9 protein-coding genes are annotated in these 21,325 nt (G+C 38.0%); 5 read left to right on the top strand and 4 right to left on the bottom strand.

What is annotated here, in order from left to right:
• Positions 1-217: 217 nt before the first annotated feature.
• Together XM47_RS02395 and XM47_RS02390 are read right to left on the bottom strand one after the other, a co-directional pair.
• Positions 218-4,102, bottom strand: coding sequence for a glycosyl hydrolase family 28-related protein (locus XM47_RS02395; RefSeq protein WP_048689014.1), 3,885 nt, complete (start codon positions 4,100-4,102; stop codon positions 218-220).
• A gap of 19 nt (positions 4,103-4,121) precedes the next feature.
• Positions 4,122-4,766 (bottom strand): PEP-CTERM domain protein, encoded by a 645-nt coding sequence (locus XM47_RS02390; protein ID WP_048689011.1) that lies wholly within the window; start codon positions 4,764-4,766, stop codon positions 4,122-4,124.
• Between the two features lie 479 nt (positions 4,767-5,245).
• Between XM47_RS02390 and XM47_RS02385 the strand changes: the two genes are divergently transcribed.
• Together XM47_RS02385 and XM47_RS02380 are read left to right on the top strand one after the other, a co-directional pair.
• The gene (locus tag XM47_RS02385) at positions 5,246-7,594 is read left to right on the top strand and encodes an immunoglobulin-like domain-containing protein (RefSeq protein WP_048689008.1); all 2,349 of its coding nucleotides are present in this window, start codon (positions 5,246-5,248) and stop codon (positions 7,592-7,594) included.
• Between the two features lie 229 nt (positions 7,595-7,823).
• Positions 7,824-10,835, top strand: coding sequence for a TonB-dependent receptor (locus XM47_RS02380; protein ID WP_048689005.1), 3,012 nt, complete (start codon positions 7,824-7,826; stop codon positions 10,833-10,835).
• Between the two features lie 121 nt (positions 10,836-10,956).
• On the opposite strand, the gene XM47_RS02375 is transcribed toward XM47_RS02380, so the two are convergent.
• Positions 10,957-12,921, bottom strand: coding sequence for a YncE family protein (locus tag XM47_RS02375; RefSeq protein ID WP_048689001.1), 1,965 nt, complete (start codon positions 12,919-12,921; stop codon positions 10,957-10,959).
• Between the two features lie 305 nt (positions 12,922-13,226).
• Entirely contained in the window at positions 13,227-16,514 is a 3,288-nt protein-coding gene (locus XM47_RS02370) for a di-heme oxidoredictase family protein (RefSeq protein ID WP_048688998.1), read from the bottom strand.
• 300 nt (positions 16,515-16,814) lie between these two features.
• Here XM47_RS02370 and XM47_RS02365 point away from each other — a divergent pair, with 300 nt between their 5' ends.
• The 3 genes from XM47_RS02365 (at position 16,815) to XM47_RS02355 (ending at position 21,191) form a co-directional block, all read left to right on the top strand.
• The gene (locus XM47_RS02365) at positions 16,815-17,957 is read left to right on the top strand and encodes a sensor histidine kinase (RefSeq protein ID WP_078061811.1); all 1,143 of its coding nucleotides are present in this window, start codon (positions 16,815-16,817) and stop codon (positions 17,955-17,957) included.
• Positions 17,958-18,719 carry a LytR/AlgR family response regulator transcription factor gene (locus tag XM47_RS02360; RefSeq protein ID WP_048688996.1) on the top strand — a complete coding sequence of 254 codons (762 nt, stop codon included), beginning with the start codon at positions 17,958-17,960 and terminating at the stop codon, positions 18,717-18,719.
• A gap of 189 nt (positions 18,720-18,908) precedes the next feature.
• Complete coding sequence (locus tag XM47_RS02355; RefSeq protein ID WP_048688993.1) at positions 18,909-21,191, top strand: beta-galactosidase; 2,283 nt, start codon at positions 18,909-18,911, stop codon at positions 21,189-21,191.
• The last annotated feature ends 134 nt before the right edge of the window (positions 21,192-21,325 follow it).

Below are 21,325 nucleotides of genomic sequence, written 5' to 3'. Positions count from 1 at the left end.
ATAAATAACAACTTGGTAGTATAAACTAGCTATAGCGTTTAACCTTAGTTAAAACCTAAACTTGATCTAGTACCGTAAACACTTAACCTTGACTCGGAATTAGAAATCAGAAAATTCCATTAAGCCATTGATAATAAAGTTTAAACAAAAAGGCCAGTCGTTAACTGACTGGCCTTTTAAATAACTCAATTTGAACTAGGTTTAAATTTAATTCAATTTAGTTCCAACGCTCTTCAGAACAAGCTTGCATACCATAATAATCGCAAACTCTAGAAGACGATGTATCACTATTGATAACATCATGAGATGGGGTTGAAAAATCAACCATATTCAAATTATAAATATTGATATTGAAGTGATAATCAACGCCTGCTTCATTGTGATCAAATACCCCGCCAATTGATGGACCTAAGTAAATATTACCCGTACCAGCCCATTGCTCAGACGTCGGCAAACAAACATTTTCACAAGTAGGATTAGTTAAACTAAAATAGTTTAATTGATTTTGTTTTAAATGCGCATTATTGCCGTTGATTGCAGTCACCTTATAAACATGTGATTCTTCAAACCAACCAGGTTTTAATCCATATTTTTGGTGTGCAATATCTAAACAATCATTAATTGGATTAATACGGGCTGCCCACTGATTTGCACCACGTGCATATGGTTGTGCAGAACATCCAGCACCGATTTCAGCATCAACTGCATCTTTCCAACTTTGGCGAGTATGAGTTTCACCTGCTGGGCTAAATAACTCAACAAAACCGTCGTCAACTCTCACGGCAAAACCACAACCGTTAGAAACTACGCCATCGACTTGAACAGCTCCATTTTCTTGGAAATGAGGACCAAACATAACAGGTGAAAGGCAATCTGTACCACGAATATCTTCAGCAAATATATTACGAATACCACCTTTACCATATTCTTTCATGGTTAGGTTATCAGTTTCCATTCTGAGGGTAATCCCACCTTCACTATGTAAATCACGGAATAAAATATTATCGGCACCATACATTTGTACTAAACCATAACCAAATAGAGAGTTAGATTGGTCTATTTTCTCGATAATCCCTTTCACAGGCCAGAAAATATCATTATCACGTTCAACAATACCGACTAGGAATGAAGCAAAAATTGATTTTCTATCTTCAATCTTAAAGTTAGAGAACTTAAAGTTTTCAATTTCGCCCATTTTGAACACAGCAGTTCTAATATTTGGTGCATCTCGTAAGTCGATAGTAAAACCATTACCTAAACCAACAAAACTGAAGTTTTCCGCTTTAGATTGGTTACCCATTTCGAACATCCAGACATTGTATCCACCACCAGCAGTCATATGGAATACAGCACCTTCATCAATTTCTAAATGAACATTAGAGCGTAAATGTAAGCTTCTAAAGTAGTAGTGGCCAGCAGGAATAAATAACTTACCACCGTTTTGTTCCGCACTAATTTGGTCCAAAGCAATTTGCATGCTTGCAGTATCATCGGCCGTATCCGTATTGTTTACGCCAAAGTCAGTTACAGCATTTTTCTCAACACCAAATTGAACCGGAGGTGTATAAAAATCACTGTCTATTACAGGCAAAGGGGTTGGACGAGGGTTATGAGTGTAAGTCCCGCTACCATCATGAAAACCATAATCATGCTCTGGCTCTTCACTAACAATAACGCCGCTTCTTGCCAGTGCGTTATCACCTAATAATACATAATCATCAATAATAACTTTATCACCAACTTCTAAACCACCGAAGAAGAATGAAGGAAGGACGTCAACTATGTCATTACCATCCGTTAAAATCCAAGTTTCAGGAATTGAGAAAGTTTGAGAATTGGTATTGGCATCGACAAAAGTAATTTCTGTCCACTGACCAAAATTATCAGCACTAATTTGTGCTGTGTAGTCAGGTGAAATAGCTTTAGCTGCTTCTACTTTACCAAATTTCCCACCATCTAATGTAACGTTCCAAGGCAGTAAATGATGCTTAATCGTGACAGCTTCAGTACCTAGATTACCTTGTGCTTTTTCAACTTTAACGCGTAACTTAACTGATTGAATCTCGGTTTCAATTTTCCCGCCTGCAAACGCCTGACTCCAAGGGTTAGTATTACCCCATTTATGCCATAACATAGATTGGTTATCTATGTTAGTTGCTGCATTAGTATCAGTATAAGAAATAGCATTGGTATTTTGATAGCCTAAGCCGTCTTCTAAATTGATAGTTCCAAAATCAGACAAAACAAATCCCCAGCCACCATTTTGAGCTGCGGTTGCATCATTAAAGTTATATTCAAGCGTGAAGTCAGTCGGAATACCTAAGGGTTCACCTACTTCAGTTTCAACTTGATAATCATCGATATAAACCTTATCGCCTACTTCAGTATTTCCAAATTTAAACTCAGGATAAACTTGTAGATCGCCACCATTGTACCCAAACCAAGTTGAAGGAATAATGAATTCATTTGTTTCTTGATCTTGCAGCTCTAAAGTAATTTCAACCCAACCGGTTGAACCAGCCGGGACAATACCTACAAATTTAGGTGCAGCTTGAATTGCAGCTGGGTAATTAGCACTTTTATTGCCACTAACCAAACCATATGGCAATAAGTAATGAATAACTTCGATATCTTTTGCACTAACTAATTCAGTTTTTACCCAAAGCTTAACACTTTTAATGATGTGACCATGATTTGAAAATCGAGCCGTAAACTCACTGTCACGCCATTTTTGTAGGTATATACCATTTTGCTCTGGGTTAATATTTACACTTGTATCCGTATAAGATAATGCAGAACCACTACGCCCTATAGAATCTTCAAAGCTCATTTCACCTCTATTTACGATAGAGTAAATCCAACCTTGGCTGCCTTGATTTTCTGCAATTTCATTGCTGTCAAAGTTATAGTTAAAAGTCAGTAAATCACCTAGATTGTATTCAGGCTCTTCAACTCCACCAGTATTTCCCCCAGAATTACCACCCGAATTTTCACCTGTGTTACCGCCATTGTCAGGGACCTCTTCCTCGACTAGTTCGCAACATGCATTTTCAAGTGGAGAGCCAATCGCGTAATTATCAAGATAGACTTTATCGCCTACTTCTAAGCCATCAAATAGGAATTGAGGGTAAACCTGAATTGCAGAAACACCGTCATGATGTACCCAAGTTTCTGGAATGGTGAATTGCTTTAAACCGGTTTTAGTATCGACAAATTCTACTTGTACCCAAGTATTATTTGCTGCTGCAGGGATCACCATCTCGTATTCTGGACCAAGGTCTAAACCGGCATTGATTGTTGGACCTTTTCTATCATCAATCACAGGGAAAGGAACTAGATTATGACGAACAGTAACATTACCCGCTGTCGCTTTTTCAACTTTGACCCATAATGAAACAGATTCTAAAGTTTCGCCATGAGCACTAGCTAATGCATCCGTCCAAGGGTTTACATTATCTTTGTTGGTGCGGTTGTTAAAACGAATACCATTTTGTGTAATATTTACGTTTGTACTGGTATCTTGATATGAGTAGGCTGCACTGCCATCAGCACCGGCTTCAACTTCAAACGCCATAACCCCACGGTTTAGAGTTGGGTATACCCAACCTTCCCAGTTGTTATTTTCTGTTTGAATTTCATTAGTATTGAAATCATAACTGAATGAAAATGCTTGCGGCTCAACAATAAATTGCTGTAACTCTGCAGTGTAAGAAAATGCCCCACGTTTTAATTTAAAATAAACTTTCGTCATGTCCGATGCAGATTCTAAATTAAAATATGGATTCGAGTTTTCAGTATAACCGTCAGCTTCAAGTACCTCGTGAGTACTCTGTGTCACAACCATTCTTAATTGATTAGAAAGCTCAACTTCATTTGTTAAGTCAATTGTATTAAAGGTGTAATAACCAACACGTCGCTGAGTGTAGCGCTCACTTTGCTCAATTTCTACACCCTGAACTACTTGCCAGCTGCCCGCTTCTACTGCATACGCAGGAAACAAAAGTTGAGACATTAAGCCAATAAAACTGATAACAGCAATAAATAACTTATTATCACGCTTAATTTTATTAACAATATTCAGGTTAAATCTAAAATTAACCATTTTTATTCTCCAGTTTATTTTAATGATTTAAACGTGTTTTTTGTTGACGACGGTTAACTTGGTATCTCAAACCTAACAGTGCAAGTGAAAAAATCGCGAAGCTAGTCGGTTCTGGTACAGGAGTCGATAATTGACTAATTGAAATATTTGAAATTGATAAAGTATCTTCTAATACAAAGTCTTCATCTTCGATGCCAAATTGTAATGAAACTAATGAGCCAGCAAACCCGCTAATATCAAAAGTTAGCCCGTCGTTGATAAAGTCATGGAGTAAGTCTGCATTTTCATCAACTAAGACGATATTTGCATAATCTGCTGATATATCGTGCATAAGTGATAATTGAAATGAATTAGCATCAACTAAGAAATCTTGGAATAGATAAACGCCAAAGTAATCATTGTCGTCATCAAAAGATGTGTTCAGTGTGGCTTTGTTGGTTTCAGTCGATATGTTAGCGGTGAAATCGCTAAAATCTACAATTGGTTCGAAGTAAAATTCTTCATCACTATTGTAATTATAGTAATGATATTCAGCCTCCCACCCGTTTAAACCGTCACTAAAGTCTGCATTAATCAAACCAGCAGATACATTTGCACTAACAGATAAACCAGCGACTAAAGCAACTGATTGTAAAACTTTTTTACAGGTGACTGGGAGTCTCATTTTTATACCTCAAACTATTGATACTTTCATAAATTTACGTCAACAGTCCAAATAACCTCATGTAACTGCTTAGACTGCATTTTTAACTTGGTTTAGCTATAACAACTGATAAATTGTGTTGGATCATTTAATAAACATAACTAAAAAGGTGGCTAAACTTACATTAAAGTTAAATCTATGTAAACATCATATGTAATATTTAATGGGATATTATCTTTGGTGGAAAATTATGTCATTGATTTGAGTTGGTTTTTACAATTTAAGTTTATTTCAGATATACAGAAATAAGAATTCAATAAAGTATTACTTCAAAATTTACCATCTAAAGTCCGTTTAAAAGTAAATTCGATAAAGCGGACTATCTGCAAGTTCAAATCCCCGCCCAAGTTAATTAAATACAATTTTTTTACATTATCATAACCCACACTTACTAAATGTAAGCGCATACATAACAACTTAGAGTACCCAAAGGATAAATAATGGAAGTTAAATTTAAATTAACCATGGCATCATTGCTGATACTTGCAGCGACGGGCTGTACTGATATCGACTTTAGTAATGATGACCCATCAACTAACCAAGACACTACCCCACCAATCATCAATCTAAATGGTTCTAATCTAATCTATATAAGCACCAATGAAATCTACGTAGAACAAGGCGCAAGTGCAATAGACGAAAACGATGGCATTGTCAGCGTTGAGATGAGTGGAGAAGTAGATGCAAACACACCTGGTAGCTATGTTTTAAATTACATAGCAAAGGATAGAGCGGGTAACGAATCAAGTTTAACAAGAACTGTTATAGTAGAAGATAGTACCAGTGATGTTACTGCCCCAATTGTAAGTTTAAACGGCTCTCCTACAATTAATTTAACAACAGGTGATATCTATTCAGAAGAAGGCGCAACAGCAGTTGACAATCAAGATGGACCGCTTACTGTCGTTATCGAAGGAAATTTAGATACTAGTCAAGCTGGCACTTACATGATTTCATATAAAGCGACAGATGCTGCTGGTAACGAATCTGTGATCTATAGAAGCGTGATTGTTGTAGATGACATTGTTACCCCTGAGCCAATTGATAATGGCTATATATTTCATTCACAAAACGACAGTCCATTTAGTTTTAAATATTGGGGAGATACCTGGGGTACTGAAACAGCATACACAGATCAACCAACAAACACTGATTATGCTAAAAGTTTAGAAATTAACAAAAGTAGCGCTTGGGGAACTGTGGTCGCTTGGGGCAATGATGTTGAACAAGCATTTGACATATCTGCTTACACACATGCCAAATTTAAGCTAAAAACCGATAGCTTTACATCAGTTCAAGTATTTGTGCAAAGTGCTTCTCAGCCCGAATCTGCGATCGAATATAACATCTCCAGTGGTGACGTTTTAACTAATTCATGGGTAGAAATGACAGTCCCTCTGCCTAAGTTTACGGATTTCACTTGGTTAGCCCTTAACTTTAAAGGCGATTCGGGGACCAAGGTACTCATGTCTGACCTCTATTTTACGACCAGTGACGCTGTGTCCGAAAATGAGCTAACAACGAGCGCACCTACTCCGCCATCTTATTCAGATGCTGATGCAATTGTCTTATTTAGTGACGCCTTAACTCAAGATAGTTTTATTGGCGTGTGGCGTGCTGACTGGTGGAATGCACCTGTATACGAACAAATCAGTATTGGTGACGACAATCTGGCTAAATACACCATCACAGCAGGTGGTACTGAGGGAGGTATTGCTGGGTTGGAATATGGCTTCGAAGCAGGTCCATTAGATGCTTCCTCTAAGACGCATTGGAATTTTGATTTATATATTGAATCTGGTATTTCTAAAGTTGAATTACAACTTGTTTCTTCAAATGGTGCGGCTAAATACACTTTAGATACCCCAACTGCTGAGCAATGGGTTAGCTATTCAATTCCTTATGCTGACTTAGTCGATGTTGATGGTGATGGACCAAGTGTATTAACACCTTCAAGTTTAACCGCGATTGGAATCCAATTATGGGGCGCTGCAAATCAATCTGTGTACATAGACAACATCTACTTTCAAGGTGAAGCAAGTAATTACGAGCTTTCTGTAACTGTTACTGACAGTTCAAATAATCCAATTGCTGGCGCAAATGTTTCAGCTGGGCCTGACTCAGCAACAACCGATGCTAATGGTATCGCTTTATTAAATCTTGCCGAAGGAGATCATCAAGTACAAGTCGATTCTAGCGGCTATGGCATTATTAAACAATCACAATCAATTGCTGGTAACGACGCAAGTGTCACAATCAGCGTTAATCCACTCAACCCTGGACCTAGTGTTATTTCGCCAACGCCAACTCACTCTAATTCAGAGGCAATCGTACTATATAGCGACGCGCTCACAGTTGATAAAGGCATATCTTATTGGTCAGATAACTGGTGGAACGCGCCAACTTTTAGTGAAGAAGATATCTCAGGCGACAAAATAGCTAAGTTTCAAATAATACCTGAAGGTACATCAGGTGGTATTACCGGAATCCAATTTGGCGTAGAAAATAGTCTGAGTTTAGATGCTTCTACAGCAACCCATTTACACTTTGACATGTTTGCTACTACTGGTATTAGCCAAGTGCTAATCCAAATTTTGGCTGAAAACGGGCCTGGCTTGTACACTTTACCTGCATTTAATACGGGTGAATGGGTATCTGTCGACATACCATTTTCAGCATTAACTGACTCCACTGGTAACTTTGACCCAGCAAAATTGACTCAGCTAGGCCTCCAATTATTTGGTACAACTAGTGATGCTGTATATCTAGATAACATCTATTTTTATTAATAGTTATATAGACTGAGTAATTTTTACTCAGTCTATATCCCCTAGCCGCATTTCAACTCCACCCAACCCACAAAATTTACAATATCGCAACACCAATAGTTCAAATGTAAACCAAAATGAATTTTAACGACTATTTATGATTTATTTTGATAACAAATAATTGACCTTATTGAGTTAAAGATTACATTTGATTTCGGGAACTTTAATAATAAAAACTGGAATCAAATGCATGAATATATTTGTCAATAAAAAAACAAGTGTCGCATTAGCAATTACTGCGGTATTAAATGGATATGTCGGTTTAGCTCAAGCAGCTGATACTAACTCAGAAGAAACAGAAGTAATCGAAGTTACAGGTATCCGCAGTGCATTAACGAGCGCACTCAACCAAAAACGTGAAGCGGTTAATATCACAGAGGTAATTAAAGCTGAAGATATAGGTAAATTACCAGATAATAACTTAGCTGAAGTACTTGAAAACGTAACAGGTGTACAAATTACTCGTACAGCTGGCGTTGGTACTGGGGTACAAATTCGTGGTACAGATGCAAACAGAGTCGAAATAAATGGGGTATCGACTGTTGGCTCTGGCAGCGGCAGAACGGGTATAAGTTTTGATGACTTACCAGCCGCGCTTATCGCAGCTGTAGAAGTAACTAAAGCACCAACAGCAAAAACGGTTGAAGGTTCAGTTGGTGGCACAATTAACTTAATCACTTTACGTGCTAACAGCTTAAGAGAACGCTTAACACAAGTTAGAGTTCAAGGTGAACACAGTGATTTAGCGGATTCAGTGACACCACGTATGTCTATTACCTATGGTGATAACTGGGAAACAGATATAGGTAAATTAGGTGTTGTTTTAACAGGTAGTTACGCAGAACAAGATGTCGCTTCAATTAATCCTAGATTTGACCGAGATCGTGTTATATCACCAAGTACAGGTGACGCTTATTTAAGAACTCAGTTTTTAGACCAACCAATCAGAGCAACAGATTACGAAACAAAAAATTTCACGGCTTCAGTTGAGTTTGAACCTAATGAAAATTTGAAATTTTATTTCGATGCAACCATGAATGACCAAGAAAAAGCGGGTCAAGATTCACGTGCTTACTTTTCTGGAACAGGCGGCGGACACGTTATCCCAGAGCATGACTATGATGAATTTGTCACTATCAACTTAGGCTCTGTAAATGGTAAAAATGGGACGTTAAATTTAGGTGAAGTACAAGCGGTTAAAAGTGGTGTCATTGGAGTAGGTACAGCTTCTAACGGCGGTCAAGATCCAAATTTAAGGATAGATGGCAATACAAATTCACGTTTAACTGAAAGTAATGTTTACGCTTTCGGTACTGAATGGCGTACTGAAAGATTAAAATTAAACGCCGAAGTTTCTTATTCTGATTCAGATACAAAGTCTCCTGGACTTAACTCTACTTTAGATTTTATCAACCCAAATGCGCAGCAGCCTGGACCAGGCACAAGTGCCGACAATGGTACTCCGGCTATTTTCAATATTAATGGCGATACATTTGAATTTGGTATTGCTCCTAATTTGGCTGAGACACCTACAACTAAACACCTACTAGACCCAGCCAACTATGCTCTTAAAAGCGTAAGCCGTAATTTAAACACCAATGAAGGTGATGAAACGGCAGCTAGAATAGACATAAAATATGATATTTCTGAAACAAATCCAATTTTCATGGATATCAGTGCGGGTGTGCGCTGGAATGAGAGTACTTCAAGCCGAACAAATAGCACGACAAAAACAAACTATAGTAATTGGGATCGTCCTAGAGCTAATTTATTTTCAGAAATAGTAACAGCTGGCCCAAATAATTTTGATGCAGCTGGCGATAGAAGCTTATTTGTTTCAGATTATTTAATGATAAATAATGAAATTGCTTTTAATGACCCTGAAAGAGTCGTGAATGTGTTGAACCAAGCAATTACCACAAATAATGCAAACTCTGATGCAAATAACGATTTAATAGGCGTTCCTACTGTCAGCACAACTTCATTTTTTGATATTAAAGAAGAAACTATAGCTTTATATTTACAAGGTGATTATGAAGCAGAAATTGGTAGTGTTTTCTTACGTGGTAATATAGGTGCACGTTATGTTTCAACCGATTTAACGTCAGAAGGCCGTAATGTCATTAATGATGAGATTGAAGATGTTGCAGAATCAAGTAGTTACGACTTTATTTTACCACGCTTTAATTTAACAGCCGAATTAACTGATGGCTTATACGCTCGATTTGGTGCCGGTAAAGATATTAGGCGACCTGATTTTGATGATTTATCACCTTCGACTACTTTTGGTAATTCACCATATTCAACTGTTACTGTCGGTAACCCAGAATTAGAGCCAGAAGAAGTCACCTCATATGACTTGTCATTAGAGTATTATTTGACAGATTCAAGCTTGATCAGTCTTGGTATTTTCCAAAAAGATAGAGAGGCTGTGCATGTCACTTTACAAGATGAACCAGAGAAATTGCTCAACCCTGATTCAGGCCAGTTAGAAAGAGATGTTGTAGCACCATGTGAAGGTGGCGGTATATTCAACCCTAATGTTGCGCCTGCGGATTATAATGTTGAATCTAGTCGCACTGACACATTTGGTATTTGTGTAGCTCGTACGACTAAACTTAATGCAGGTGCTGAAACCCAAAAAGGTATCGAACTAGCTTTCCAATATGACTTAGGTGATTATGAAAGTGAACTCGGTTGGATGTCTGGTTTTGGTATGATAGCTAACTATACTTACCAAGAAAATAGTAATACTTTGGATGCATTTAGAGAAACTAAAGCAACAGATCCAATTAACGTACTATTAGGTAGAACAGACAGCACAAATGAAACTGAAACATTAGAAGATGATGTCGTCACTCAGCGTACAGAGCTAGCGAATTTATCTAAAAATGCATATAACTTTACGTTATTCTACGATAAATACGACTTAAATGTACGTTTACGCTACACTTGGCGCTCGGCGTATCAACCACCACAAGCACGTGTAATGCGTTTTAATGTACACCCTGTCATTGGTGCAAGAGGCCAGCTAAATGCAAGTGTAAACTATGACATTAATGAATCAATTAGTGTTGGTATGGAAGGCGTTAACCTAACGCGTGAAGATAGCAGTAACTGGTGTTTTAACGAAGGCGCATTATTGTGTGAGCAAGATATTGCTGACCGACGTGTTACTTTTGGTGTTACGGCTAAGTTCTAATTCCAAGTTAGTAAACTCAATTGTTAAAAATTGAGCTGACACAACTTAAAACAAAATGCCGTTCAATAGATTCTATTGAACGGCATTTTTTCAATTTAAGTAACAACGATTCATAATAAACTTATAGTCTAATTACATCATAACCCGTCTCAGTTTCGGCAATAACTATATATTCACCTGAATGATTAAATACAAACATAGGCTTGGCAATTGATGTACTAATGACTTGGTAATTATCATAGTTTGGTAAATTTAAACTTGATAGTCTTGGGGCTGAAGAATCAAAATCTTTTTCGATCAACACCACTTTATTATTATCATAATCAAAAGTTAAATTATGAATTAAAGATAAAACACTCGGTAATTTTCGTTTAAATGTCAAATCACTAGTATTAAAACTATTCGTAAATTCAGTAACAACTAATTCATTTTGTGTATCAAGCCAAAGCTTATCACCAATACTATAATCGCCATGGTATGGAGAATTCGTATCCACTAAAAAGTCATTACCATCTATTGATTGCGCAAAGTGATGATAAACATCGCCTGGCGAACTATCCGTCGTCACGCTAAAGATTGACTCTTGATCTGCAGATAATGCTAAGTTAACTCGATGACGAGAATGCCCTTCTGTATTTAATACGCCTGTAATAGCGTTATATTGTTTTATCTCGGTCCACTGCCCTGAACCAGCAGAGACAAAAACGAATCTAGCATCGGTCCCTTCTATATCCCAAGGATCTATACTAATATCGAACTTATTAATTATTTTGGCTTCAGCTATATCAATGACAGCCACTTTGCCGCCTGGATTATGTTGAAAATAATCATGCTCTTGTATTAAAAGGGAAACATACAGATATTTACCATTTGGTGAAATACTTAGCGTTTCGGGCATATTATCAAATAAATAATATGAAACCGTCATCCCAGTCACAGCATCAACTATATAAACTTTTTTTGCCGAAGTATCAGAAAAAGCCAATAGCTGATTTGATGCTGAAAAAGCTGCATCTGATATTTTAAAATCTAATTGGTTAGCTTGACTGTTGGTAACGCTTGTCGCTGAGGCTTGAATAAATGCATATACCTCTATTTCGTGCTCTTTTAAGGTGGCGAAATCACTGCTAGTTGAAATCGTAATACTTGCTTTGTATTGCTCTCCAACTTTAAGCTTCATTAATTCATCTTTATTAACGAGAAGCATTGGAGAATTGCTACCGACAGAAGTAGAGCCACTATCTTCTGCTAATGTCAGCCAATTAGCTGTCGAAGACACAAACTGCCAAGAAAATACATTTTCTGCGGATAGGCCATTAAAGTCATCTTGAATATTAACCTGACTCATTAAGGCATCGCTATTTGAATCAGAACCGACAGAAAATGCATGAGGCTGATTATCAACAGTCACACCTCCGTGTTTTAATTCATAATGAATATCTAAACTAGCAGTTTCTCCAGATATAGAATCTGAGATTTCTATTTTACCCGAATTAGTACCATAGTTAGCAAATTCAGGATTAATCTCAAGTGTAATAGTTGCTGAACCTTGGCCTGTTTGCTCACTTAAACTTACCCAATCAGGTTTATTAATTGACCAATTGGAATCATCACCAATCAGCTGGATTTCATCATAGTTAAGGTTAATAGCAGCTAAATCCCGCCCAACTGATTCAGCTGAGTATATTTGCTGGGGCCTATCAAGACTAAAACCTTGTTTAACAACTAAAGTTACCTTTACTTGTTTATATTTAATGACAGAGCCATCTTGTTTACCCGTCAAAAATCTTAAATTTGTAGTATAGGTACCAGGGTGGGCTCCATTATGACTAATTAAACGAAAACTCGCAGTGTTATTGGTCGAATTAATCGTATTAACAGATAACCAGTGAGGCTCAACTTCTCCTGGCGGATAGCCGACTATAACACCATCGCCTTTAAAGTTGACATTAATTACTTTAGATTGATTTGTTGAATCATTTGTACTTGAAACAAATTCAACGAGATTTACATCTGTTGAAATTTCATAACTGGCAGAACCGCCTCCACAGCTGGATAATAAAATGACCCCAGCTGTAAGATACATAATTTTTTTATTGTTGTAAACAGTGACATTCCTATACCTTTTTTTGTTATTAATGATTATTTCCACCTCAACAATAAAGCAAAACGAATACATACATAAATGTAAGTCAAATCACAAACAGTTGATTAACAATGATGTTATATTTCGTTCTTTGAGAGTTCAACAAATAAATACATAAATGCAACAAATAGCCATGATATAAAATTTATTCAAGAGGCATTAATTTAGTATGGATTTGCTGCTATTTGGCGTGGTTTTATGAAATTTAATTAGCTGGCGAACTTAATCGCCAGCTAATATTTCATTTACAACGAATTCAAAAACTCCAGTAGCTGCTGTTTTTGTATATCATTTAAAGCTTTATAAGCGTCAGTGCTCGCTTGCGCTTCGCCACCATGCCAGAGTATCGCTTCTTCAATTGTTCTCGCTCGCCCATCATGCAAATAGCCAACACGATTTATATCATCTGCGCTTTGAGATAGTGAAACCGAGTCGTTGGCTTTATCATCACGAACCATAACATCTGCAGCATGACCTAGCCCCCATAAAGGTGCGGTACGCCATTCTGCTCCTGATGCACTGCCCTCAGCCAAGTTATCTGCTAAGCCTTCACCTAGATCATGTAACAACATATCCGTATATGGATAAATTGTTTGGCTTCTTAATTCAGCCAGAGGATGATAAGCCGATGTTACATAACTAGCTCTATGGCAATCGACACACCCAATTTGTGAGAAAATATTCTCCCCATGTGTTGTAGTGTAATCTCTGCGTGCAGGCACGCCTAACAAGCGAATATAATCGACTAATTTATTTAGGTTTTCATCTGACAATTCTGCAATTGCATCGTCACAATCCGTTTGCTGACTCCCACAATCTGGCTCAGGTAATACGGATGTCATCACCCCCATATCTGTATTTAGCGCTGCAGCAACTTGATGATTTACACTTGCCGTTCCAGCTTTATAACCAAAGCGTCCAAGTCTAGTTTGGCCTGTAACCGGATCAACGACAGTAGCCGTTCGTCCCGAAATACCATCTGAGTTATTATCTGACGGGTCCGCCCATTCTAGTATGCTAGATTCCGGAATCGCTTCTAACAACCCTAAACCGACTAACTGAGGTGCGATGCGAGCCGAAAACTGCACAGGCGTACCGTTAGTGAATTCGTAATTAGGCTTACGTAGACCATTGTCTAAATGAGTCCATTCCCCTAGCGTGACTTTGCCTTCTGAAGTCCCTATTGTCCCTAATGCTATTTCTGGTTGTAACACCCTACCTTTAAAAGGATCTGGCGCACCATTTTCATCTCCAATTTTAAATACCCATTTATCTAATGCTTCTCCCACATCAGAAACAAGTGCACGACCATTTCTAACATGGCAAGAGACACACGAGTGATTAATGTAGTGATTACCCGCTTTACCAATTTGTTCAGTCCAGATAATATTTTCATCTCTTTCGTCATGCTCACCAGTTTCAAAATTAGTGTGATGCACACGACGTCCTTCAACCCAAGGTTGTGCATGCTCAGGACTCATATTTGTTGCCATGCCCATAAAACGGCCTGCTGGTTCATCACTATAGTTATAACCAAGTGTGGTACCACCACCTGATAAACCTTTCTCACCAATTGGGTAACTGTCATCGAATTCGCTTCTATCCCATTCGAATGGATGAACACCAGGTTGCCCAGTTAAGTATAAGAAAGTAGTTCCATAATAATTAAGCCTAGTGCCTGCTGGTGGTGCTAAAAGGAACATACTAACTTCAAATTCCATTCTTCTACCTGTGGTAAGAGGCCCGATCGGTCTTCCTTGTTCCCACTCATCCACTATGTCTAATGTGTATTTAAATTGATGCCCTTCATCGCTGACTTTTTCAAAATTTTCATTCCAAGTGCCCCGGCCTTCATACACTACACCAGTTTCAGCTTGACTAGCCTTTTCCTCATCTTTTTGTGGATTAAAGTTAAATTGTCCTGTTGTAGTTAAACCGGAATACCATACCCTGAATTCTCTAGCGCCTAATTCGGCTTCAGTTATCCAAGTGGCTTTTATTAAGCTTTGACCGATACTGGTATAATCTTCTAATTGAATTCTTGCTGTTCTGTATTGCCAATAGTGGGCAAGGAAGTGATCATAATGATCACTCGAGGTAATATCTTTTGCATGCCTATCTCTACCTCGATCGGCAATTCGTGTAATCGCGACACCGTCATCACGAATGAAAGATTGATTAGGTAGTAAAGGGGTTGCTTCGCTGTATAACGCAGCAAAGTCGCCTACGATGCCCACTTCAACAGTGTGCCAAACATCAGCGACACCGTCTCCAAACATATCACCAGGGTTTTGATCGCCTGCATAAAAATATAAAGGCTGATCTTTATAAACCGCTTGCAGACTTCCATCATCTCGTGTGATGCTCGTTAAGCCAACAACACCAGAAGCATTACCATCTGTCACTATAACTGGCGGCCAGTTCTCAGCACAATTATCATAACATTGGCTTTTACCTGAAATAGAATCTAAATCAAATGTATAAAGGGTGAAACCAGCTAAGTCAGTATCCGAGCCACCAACTAAAATATTATTATTAAAGCTCACTTCATTAAGCGGCTTCACCGCAGTACAACCAGTTACATCAACATAGTCGCCGCTTGGGGTATCTGAGCATAAATCAGTATCATCATAAACTTTATCGCCATCTGAATCTGGACAGCCTTTTTCGTTCACATCTGTATCAAACGGAGTAAAAGGACAAGCATCATTATTATCGACAATCCCATCTAAATCAGCATCAGCGACGGAACGAAATTTGAACCAATTTAAATTAAAGTCCCCTGATACCACAGACAAACGAACAGTGTGCGTTCCTTGTGTGATGAAACCTGTTTCACTTGATTCTATAGTGGTGAAATTTTGCCAGCCGCTTGTACTGTTAACACTTAAGGTCGCAAATTTTTGGTCATCGACAAAAATATCAAACTTCCCACTTGAAACTTCAGACGCAACCCGAGCATCTAACACATAAGTAGCAGACGAAGCTTCAATTTGATATTCCAACCATTCATCTCTCACCGTCCAGCCTAAGTTAAATCCCCCCCCTGTGTCTGTTGTCGCTTCAATATCAACATCATCATTGGTGAACTGACCACCTAAATTACCTATGTCTGAATCATGGTAAGCTTGATAAGATTCTGCCTCGACCAATATCTCACTTGGAGTAGTACTCAGGATTGGATGTATAAATATGTTTCTACTGATACTCGCAGAATTGCCAGATGAATCAACAACACTATAACTAACGATATAACTACCCTGCTGGCTTGTATTAACCTCACCAGTCGTAATCACACTGAGATTGTCATCTAGATTATCCGTTGCAATAACGCCCTGCTCATTATATGAGTCGCCAACAAATAAATTAATTGTTGGCTCGCCGACTAATCTTATCTCGGGAGGCGTCGTATCTATTTCGGGCGGAGTTGGCTGATTAGGCTCTTCTAGCTCAATCGTTGCATCTTGGCAGCCTAACAAACCAACTGCAGCAAATATTGAACAGGCCAAATAGCTGCGGACTTTAATCTTCATGAATAACCACTCTGTTAGCTTTATTGTTTATAATTTGTAAACAAACATCATAAACAGCGTAGATATCTGGGTAAATACATAGTAATCCTGTTGAGCAGCCAAATAGACCACTTCACCGATTTTGTGGGAAATCGACTTAAATATCTTTATTTTTTGAATATTTAAACTTTATGGACGATTCCATATCAAGTGCATCCGAGCGTAAAATTAACAAAAACAATACAATTAATGTACATCTAAACATTAACAGAGTAGAATAAATGAAAGCGCTTTCATTTATTCTACTCTGAGGACTAAGGTTTGCTAGAATCAGATTTTAAAATCTCTAAATTAATTCATAATACCTTAGGTGACTCTTCAGCTTTTTTGTTTCGCTACTGCCAAATTGGTTTTTGGTCATTCAGTTGTTTGATCAGTTATGCGACCTTAACCTTATGGTATGGACAATATGACTTACCTCATTTCGCTCATGTAGTCGTGCAAGCACTAATGGGACTGATTTTATCCATGGGCCTACAGCAATTATTTTTAGCGAGTTGGCAAAAATCGAATTTTTTTAAACTGATTTCGGGTCTTAGCTTAGTCTTATTTTCTTCACTCATATGGACACTTGGTCGTATGGTCGCGTTTACTCAAATGACTCAAGAGCAGGATATTTGGTGGAATTTTGGCGGTTGGTATTTTACTGGGATTTTCATTTTTTCGAGTTGGACAGCTATGTTCTACGGGGTGATTTACTACCAATTATTACAAACTGAACACGCGATTTTACTTAAAACGACAGAGGCATCTAAACAAGAATATGTAAAGCGAATGGAAGCACAAACTATTGCAAAAGAAGCTCAATTAAAAATGTTGAGATACCAACTCAACCCTCACTTTTTATCTAATAGTTTAAATGCAATAAATGCACTTATTGAAACCAATAATAATAAATTAGCCCAGAAAATGGTGATTAATTTGAGTCGATTCTTGAGATACTCTTTAGACAATGAACCCAATACAAAAGTAACAGTAGAACAAGAGGTTGAAACTTTAAAACTCTATTTAGAAATTGAAAAAGTCAGATTTGGCGAGCGTTTAGCATTTGATTTTACGCTAGCACCTGATTCAAAACTAGCGCTAATTCCTAACCTAATTTTACAGCCAATCATAGAGAATTCCATGAAGCATGCTATCGCTAAAAATGAAGCGGGTGGCAAAATACAGCTACAAACTAAAGTCGCCAATAATCAACTCATCATGCTGTTAAGTGACAGCGGTGCCAATCAAGCTGGAATCAGCGATACAATATTGAATTCCCCAACTGGGGTTGGGCTTAAGAATATCCAATCTAGGCTAGCAACCCTCTACCCTAACCAGTCAGAATTTAAATTAGAACAATCTAAACAAGGTGGTTTGATCAGTCAGATAATCATTCCATTTGAGCAGCGGGGTCACTAAATGCAAACCATAAACACTATCATAGTAGATGATGAACCATTAGCGCTTACTTTACTCAGTGCAAAACTAAAACAATTTCCGCAAATTAATATACTTGCTCAATGCAGTAATGGTCGACAAGCTTTAGAGCAGATTACATCTCTATCGCCTGATCTGATATTTCTGGATATTGAAATGCCTGGGCTAAATGGCTTAGAAGTCATTAAAAAAGTACAAACAGATATTATGCCTTTAGTTATTTTCACAACTGCTTTTGAGCAGTACGCCTTAGATGCATTTAACGTTAACGCGGTAGACTACATTCTTAAGCCAATCGACGAACAATATATTCATCGAGCGGTCGAGCGAGCCAGTACTAGGCTAGTAAATATAAATGAAGAAAATCATGAAAAATCTAAAATTTTGGCCGCTATTCAAAGCATAAACGCAGTTGAAGATAAAAAAGTCGTGATTAAAGACGGTAATGAGATCACTTTAGTAGAACAGAGTCAAATTGAATGGATAGATGCCGCTGGAGATTATTGTTGTATTCATTCCAAAGGGCTAACACACATTAAGCGATGCACCATAGCAAGTATGTTAGATGAACTCGACCCCCAGTATTTTAAAAGAATACATCGTTCAACCATAGTTAATTTAAATTACATAAATAAAGTTACCCCGCTGAGTAAAGGGGAGTATTTTCTTCATCTAAATGAGTTTGAAAAAGTAAAAGTGAGTCGAACCTATAAAGAAACCATTAAAGCATTTTTATCTAAATAATAACCACTGCCTCCCCAACACCACAAAAGACCTCACGCTTAACTCCGAGCTAACAAACTTATTTAGTCCATAGCATTAAATAGATGTTCCTTATTCTTCCGTCTACTTTATTCATGCGGCGCCTAAATAAAATGTGTCACCTTTTCTCACTCAAAACAATATTGTATACAAAGAACAATAGGAGTTTATATGAAACTAAATTCAATCAAGGCAATTGCACCCATTATTCTCACATTAGCGATATCCGCGTGCAGTAACCCAAGCACAAGTCAGCATTCACATTTATCATTAATAGATTTTGAAGATGAGACTGACAAACATATAATTTTACTGGAAAACGCTGATGCTAAGATGATACAAAGTTCACAGGGGAATGCACTCGAGATCAAACTAGAATCAAAAAATAATCACGATGCCTCTTTTACCGTTCAGCCTAAAACGCCTTGGAATTTCAGCCAATATCAAAATGCAGCGATTGCACTTGATATTAAAAACCCAAGTGCTACATCCACTCATGTTTATATCTACACTTATGATGCAAATAATGCCTTTCAGCTGCGTAACGTAGTGATACCCGCCAATAGCAACAACAGCTATTTAATTGAACTAAAAAGCTTAGGTTTACAAGTTAACTCAGGTATTCGCAATAACCCGCCGAGCTGGCAACATGATTATGTGCAAACTATTTGGCGCGGTGGGGTAAAACAACCAGATACCAGCGCGATTAGTAAAATAAGATTTTTGATATCAGGTGTACTCGAAGACAAAACGTTAGAAATTGACAACATAAAAGTTGTTGAACCTAAACAATATGATGAGAACTTTTTAACTGGCATAGTGGATAAATTTGGCCAAAACGCCAAACAAAAATTTGTGCGCAAAGTCCATTCTGTGGCAGAGCTACAAAAATTTAGTCAACAAGAGCAGCAAAGTTTAGTCGACCATCCACTGCCTTCTCGTTCAAAATTTAACGGTTGGGCTGACGGCCCCAAACTAAAAGCCACAGGTTTTTATCGCACTGAAAAATATCAAGGCAAATGGTCGATTGTAGACCCTGAAGGTTATTTATTTTTCTCAAATGGCATCGCCAACATCCGCATGGCTAACACCTCAACCATTACCGGCTACGACTTTGATAAAAAATTAATTAAACAAAGAGATGCAAAAGACTATACGCCTGAAGATTCAATTGGCTTAAACCGAGCACCCGATAACGCAATTTCCAGCCGCTATGTGAGTTCAGAAACTCGCGCCAATATGTTTACTTGGTTACCTAGTTACCAAAGTGACGAAGCTGCAAGCTTTGGATACAGACGTGAAGTACACTCAGGTGCAATTAAACATGGTGAAACCTATAGTTTTTATCGCGCCAACTTAGCCAGAAAATACGAAACCAATGATGAAGCTTTACTGATGGAAAAATGGCGCGATACTACAATTAAACGTATGCATACCTGGGGCTTCACCTCATTTGGTAATTGGGTAGACCCAAGTTATTACCAGCTTAATCGCCTACCCTATTTTGCCAATGGTTGGATTATTGGCGACTTTAAAACAGTCAGCTCAGGTAATGACTATTGGGGCGCAATGCCGGATGTATTTGATCCTGTATTTGCAACACGCGCCGAAGTAACGGTTAAACAAATAGCGGATGAAGTGCAAAATAATCCTTGGTGCGTTGGTGTATTTATCGACAACGAAAAAAGCTGGGGCGCAGATTGGGGCGCGACTGCTCAATTCGGCATTGCAATAAATGCTTTCACTAAACAAGCATCGCAAAGCCCAATTAAACAAAACTTTGTTGCAACATTAAAAGCCAAATATCAAAACATAGAAGCGTTAAACCAAGCTTGGAATAGTCAGTTTGCATCGTGGCAAACATTAGAAGCGCCATATACAATAAACAAAATAACCGAGCCAATGAAACAAGATTTATCGACCCTTTCGTACAATTATGCCGATAAATATTTTAGTGTTGTAGCTGAGTTACTCGAGCAATATATGCCAAACCATATGTACATGGGGCCTAGATTCGCCCATTGGGCAATGACACCTGAGTCAAGAAAAGCCGCAGCCAAATGGTTAGATGTAGTGAGCTATAACTACTACCGTGAAGGAATCGACCAACCGTATTGGCAAATATTAGAAGAGCTAGACAAACCCAGCATTATTGGCGAATTCCATAACGGCGCAATGGACTCAGGTTTATTTAACCCAGGGCTTATCCATGCAACCAATCAGACTGATCGCGGTAAAAAATATCAAGAATACATGTACAGTGTAATCGACAACCCCTATTTTGTGGGCGCACATTGGTTTCAATACATCGACTCGCCGCTAACAGGCCGAGCTTACGATGGTGAAAACTACAACGTAGGGTTTGTAAATGTGGCGGACATTCCATACCAGCCTTTGGTAGATGCAGCTAAAGAATTGAATGAAAATATTTACCAACGTAGATATGGTTTATAGCATCAAATGGGTGGCTAACCATTTAGTGATAAATAATCAATAAATCTATTGGTTAAACCATTAGACATATAGTTCACCAGTCAAATCGTGGCTGGCTCACCCATTTTATACGCGATTGCCACGGCCACAATAAT

It is taken from the genome of Catenovulum maritimum (genome assembly GCF_001050375.1).
Lineage (GTDB): Bacteria > Pseudomonadota > Gammaproteobacteria > Enterobacterales > Alteromonadaceae > Catenovulum > Catenovulum maritimum.
The sequence above is the reverse complement of the archived record's forward strand: the minus strand, read 5'-3'. Positions and strand labels throughout refer to the sequence as shown.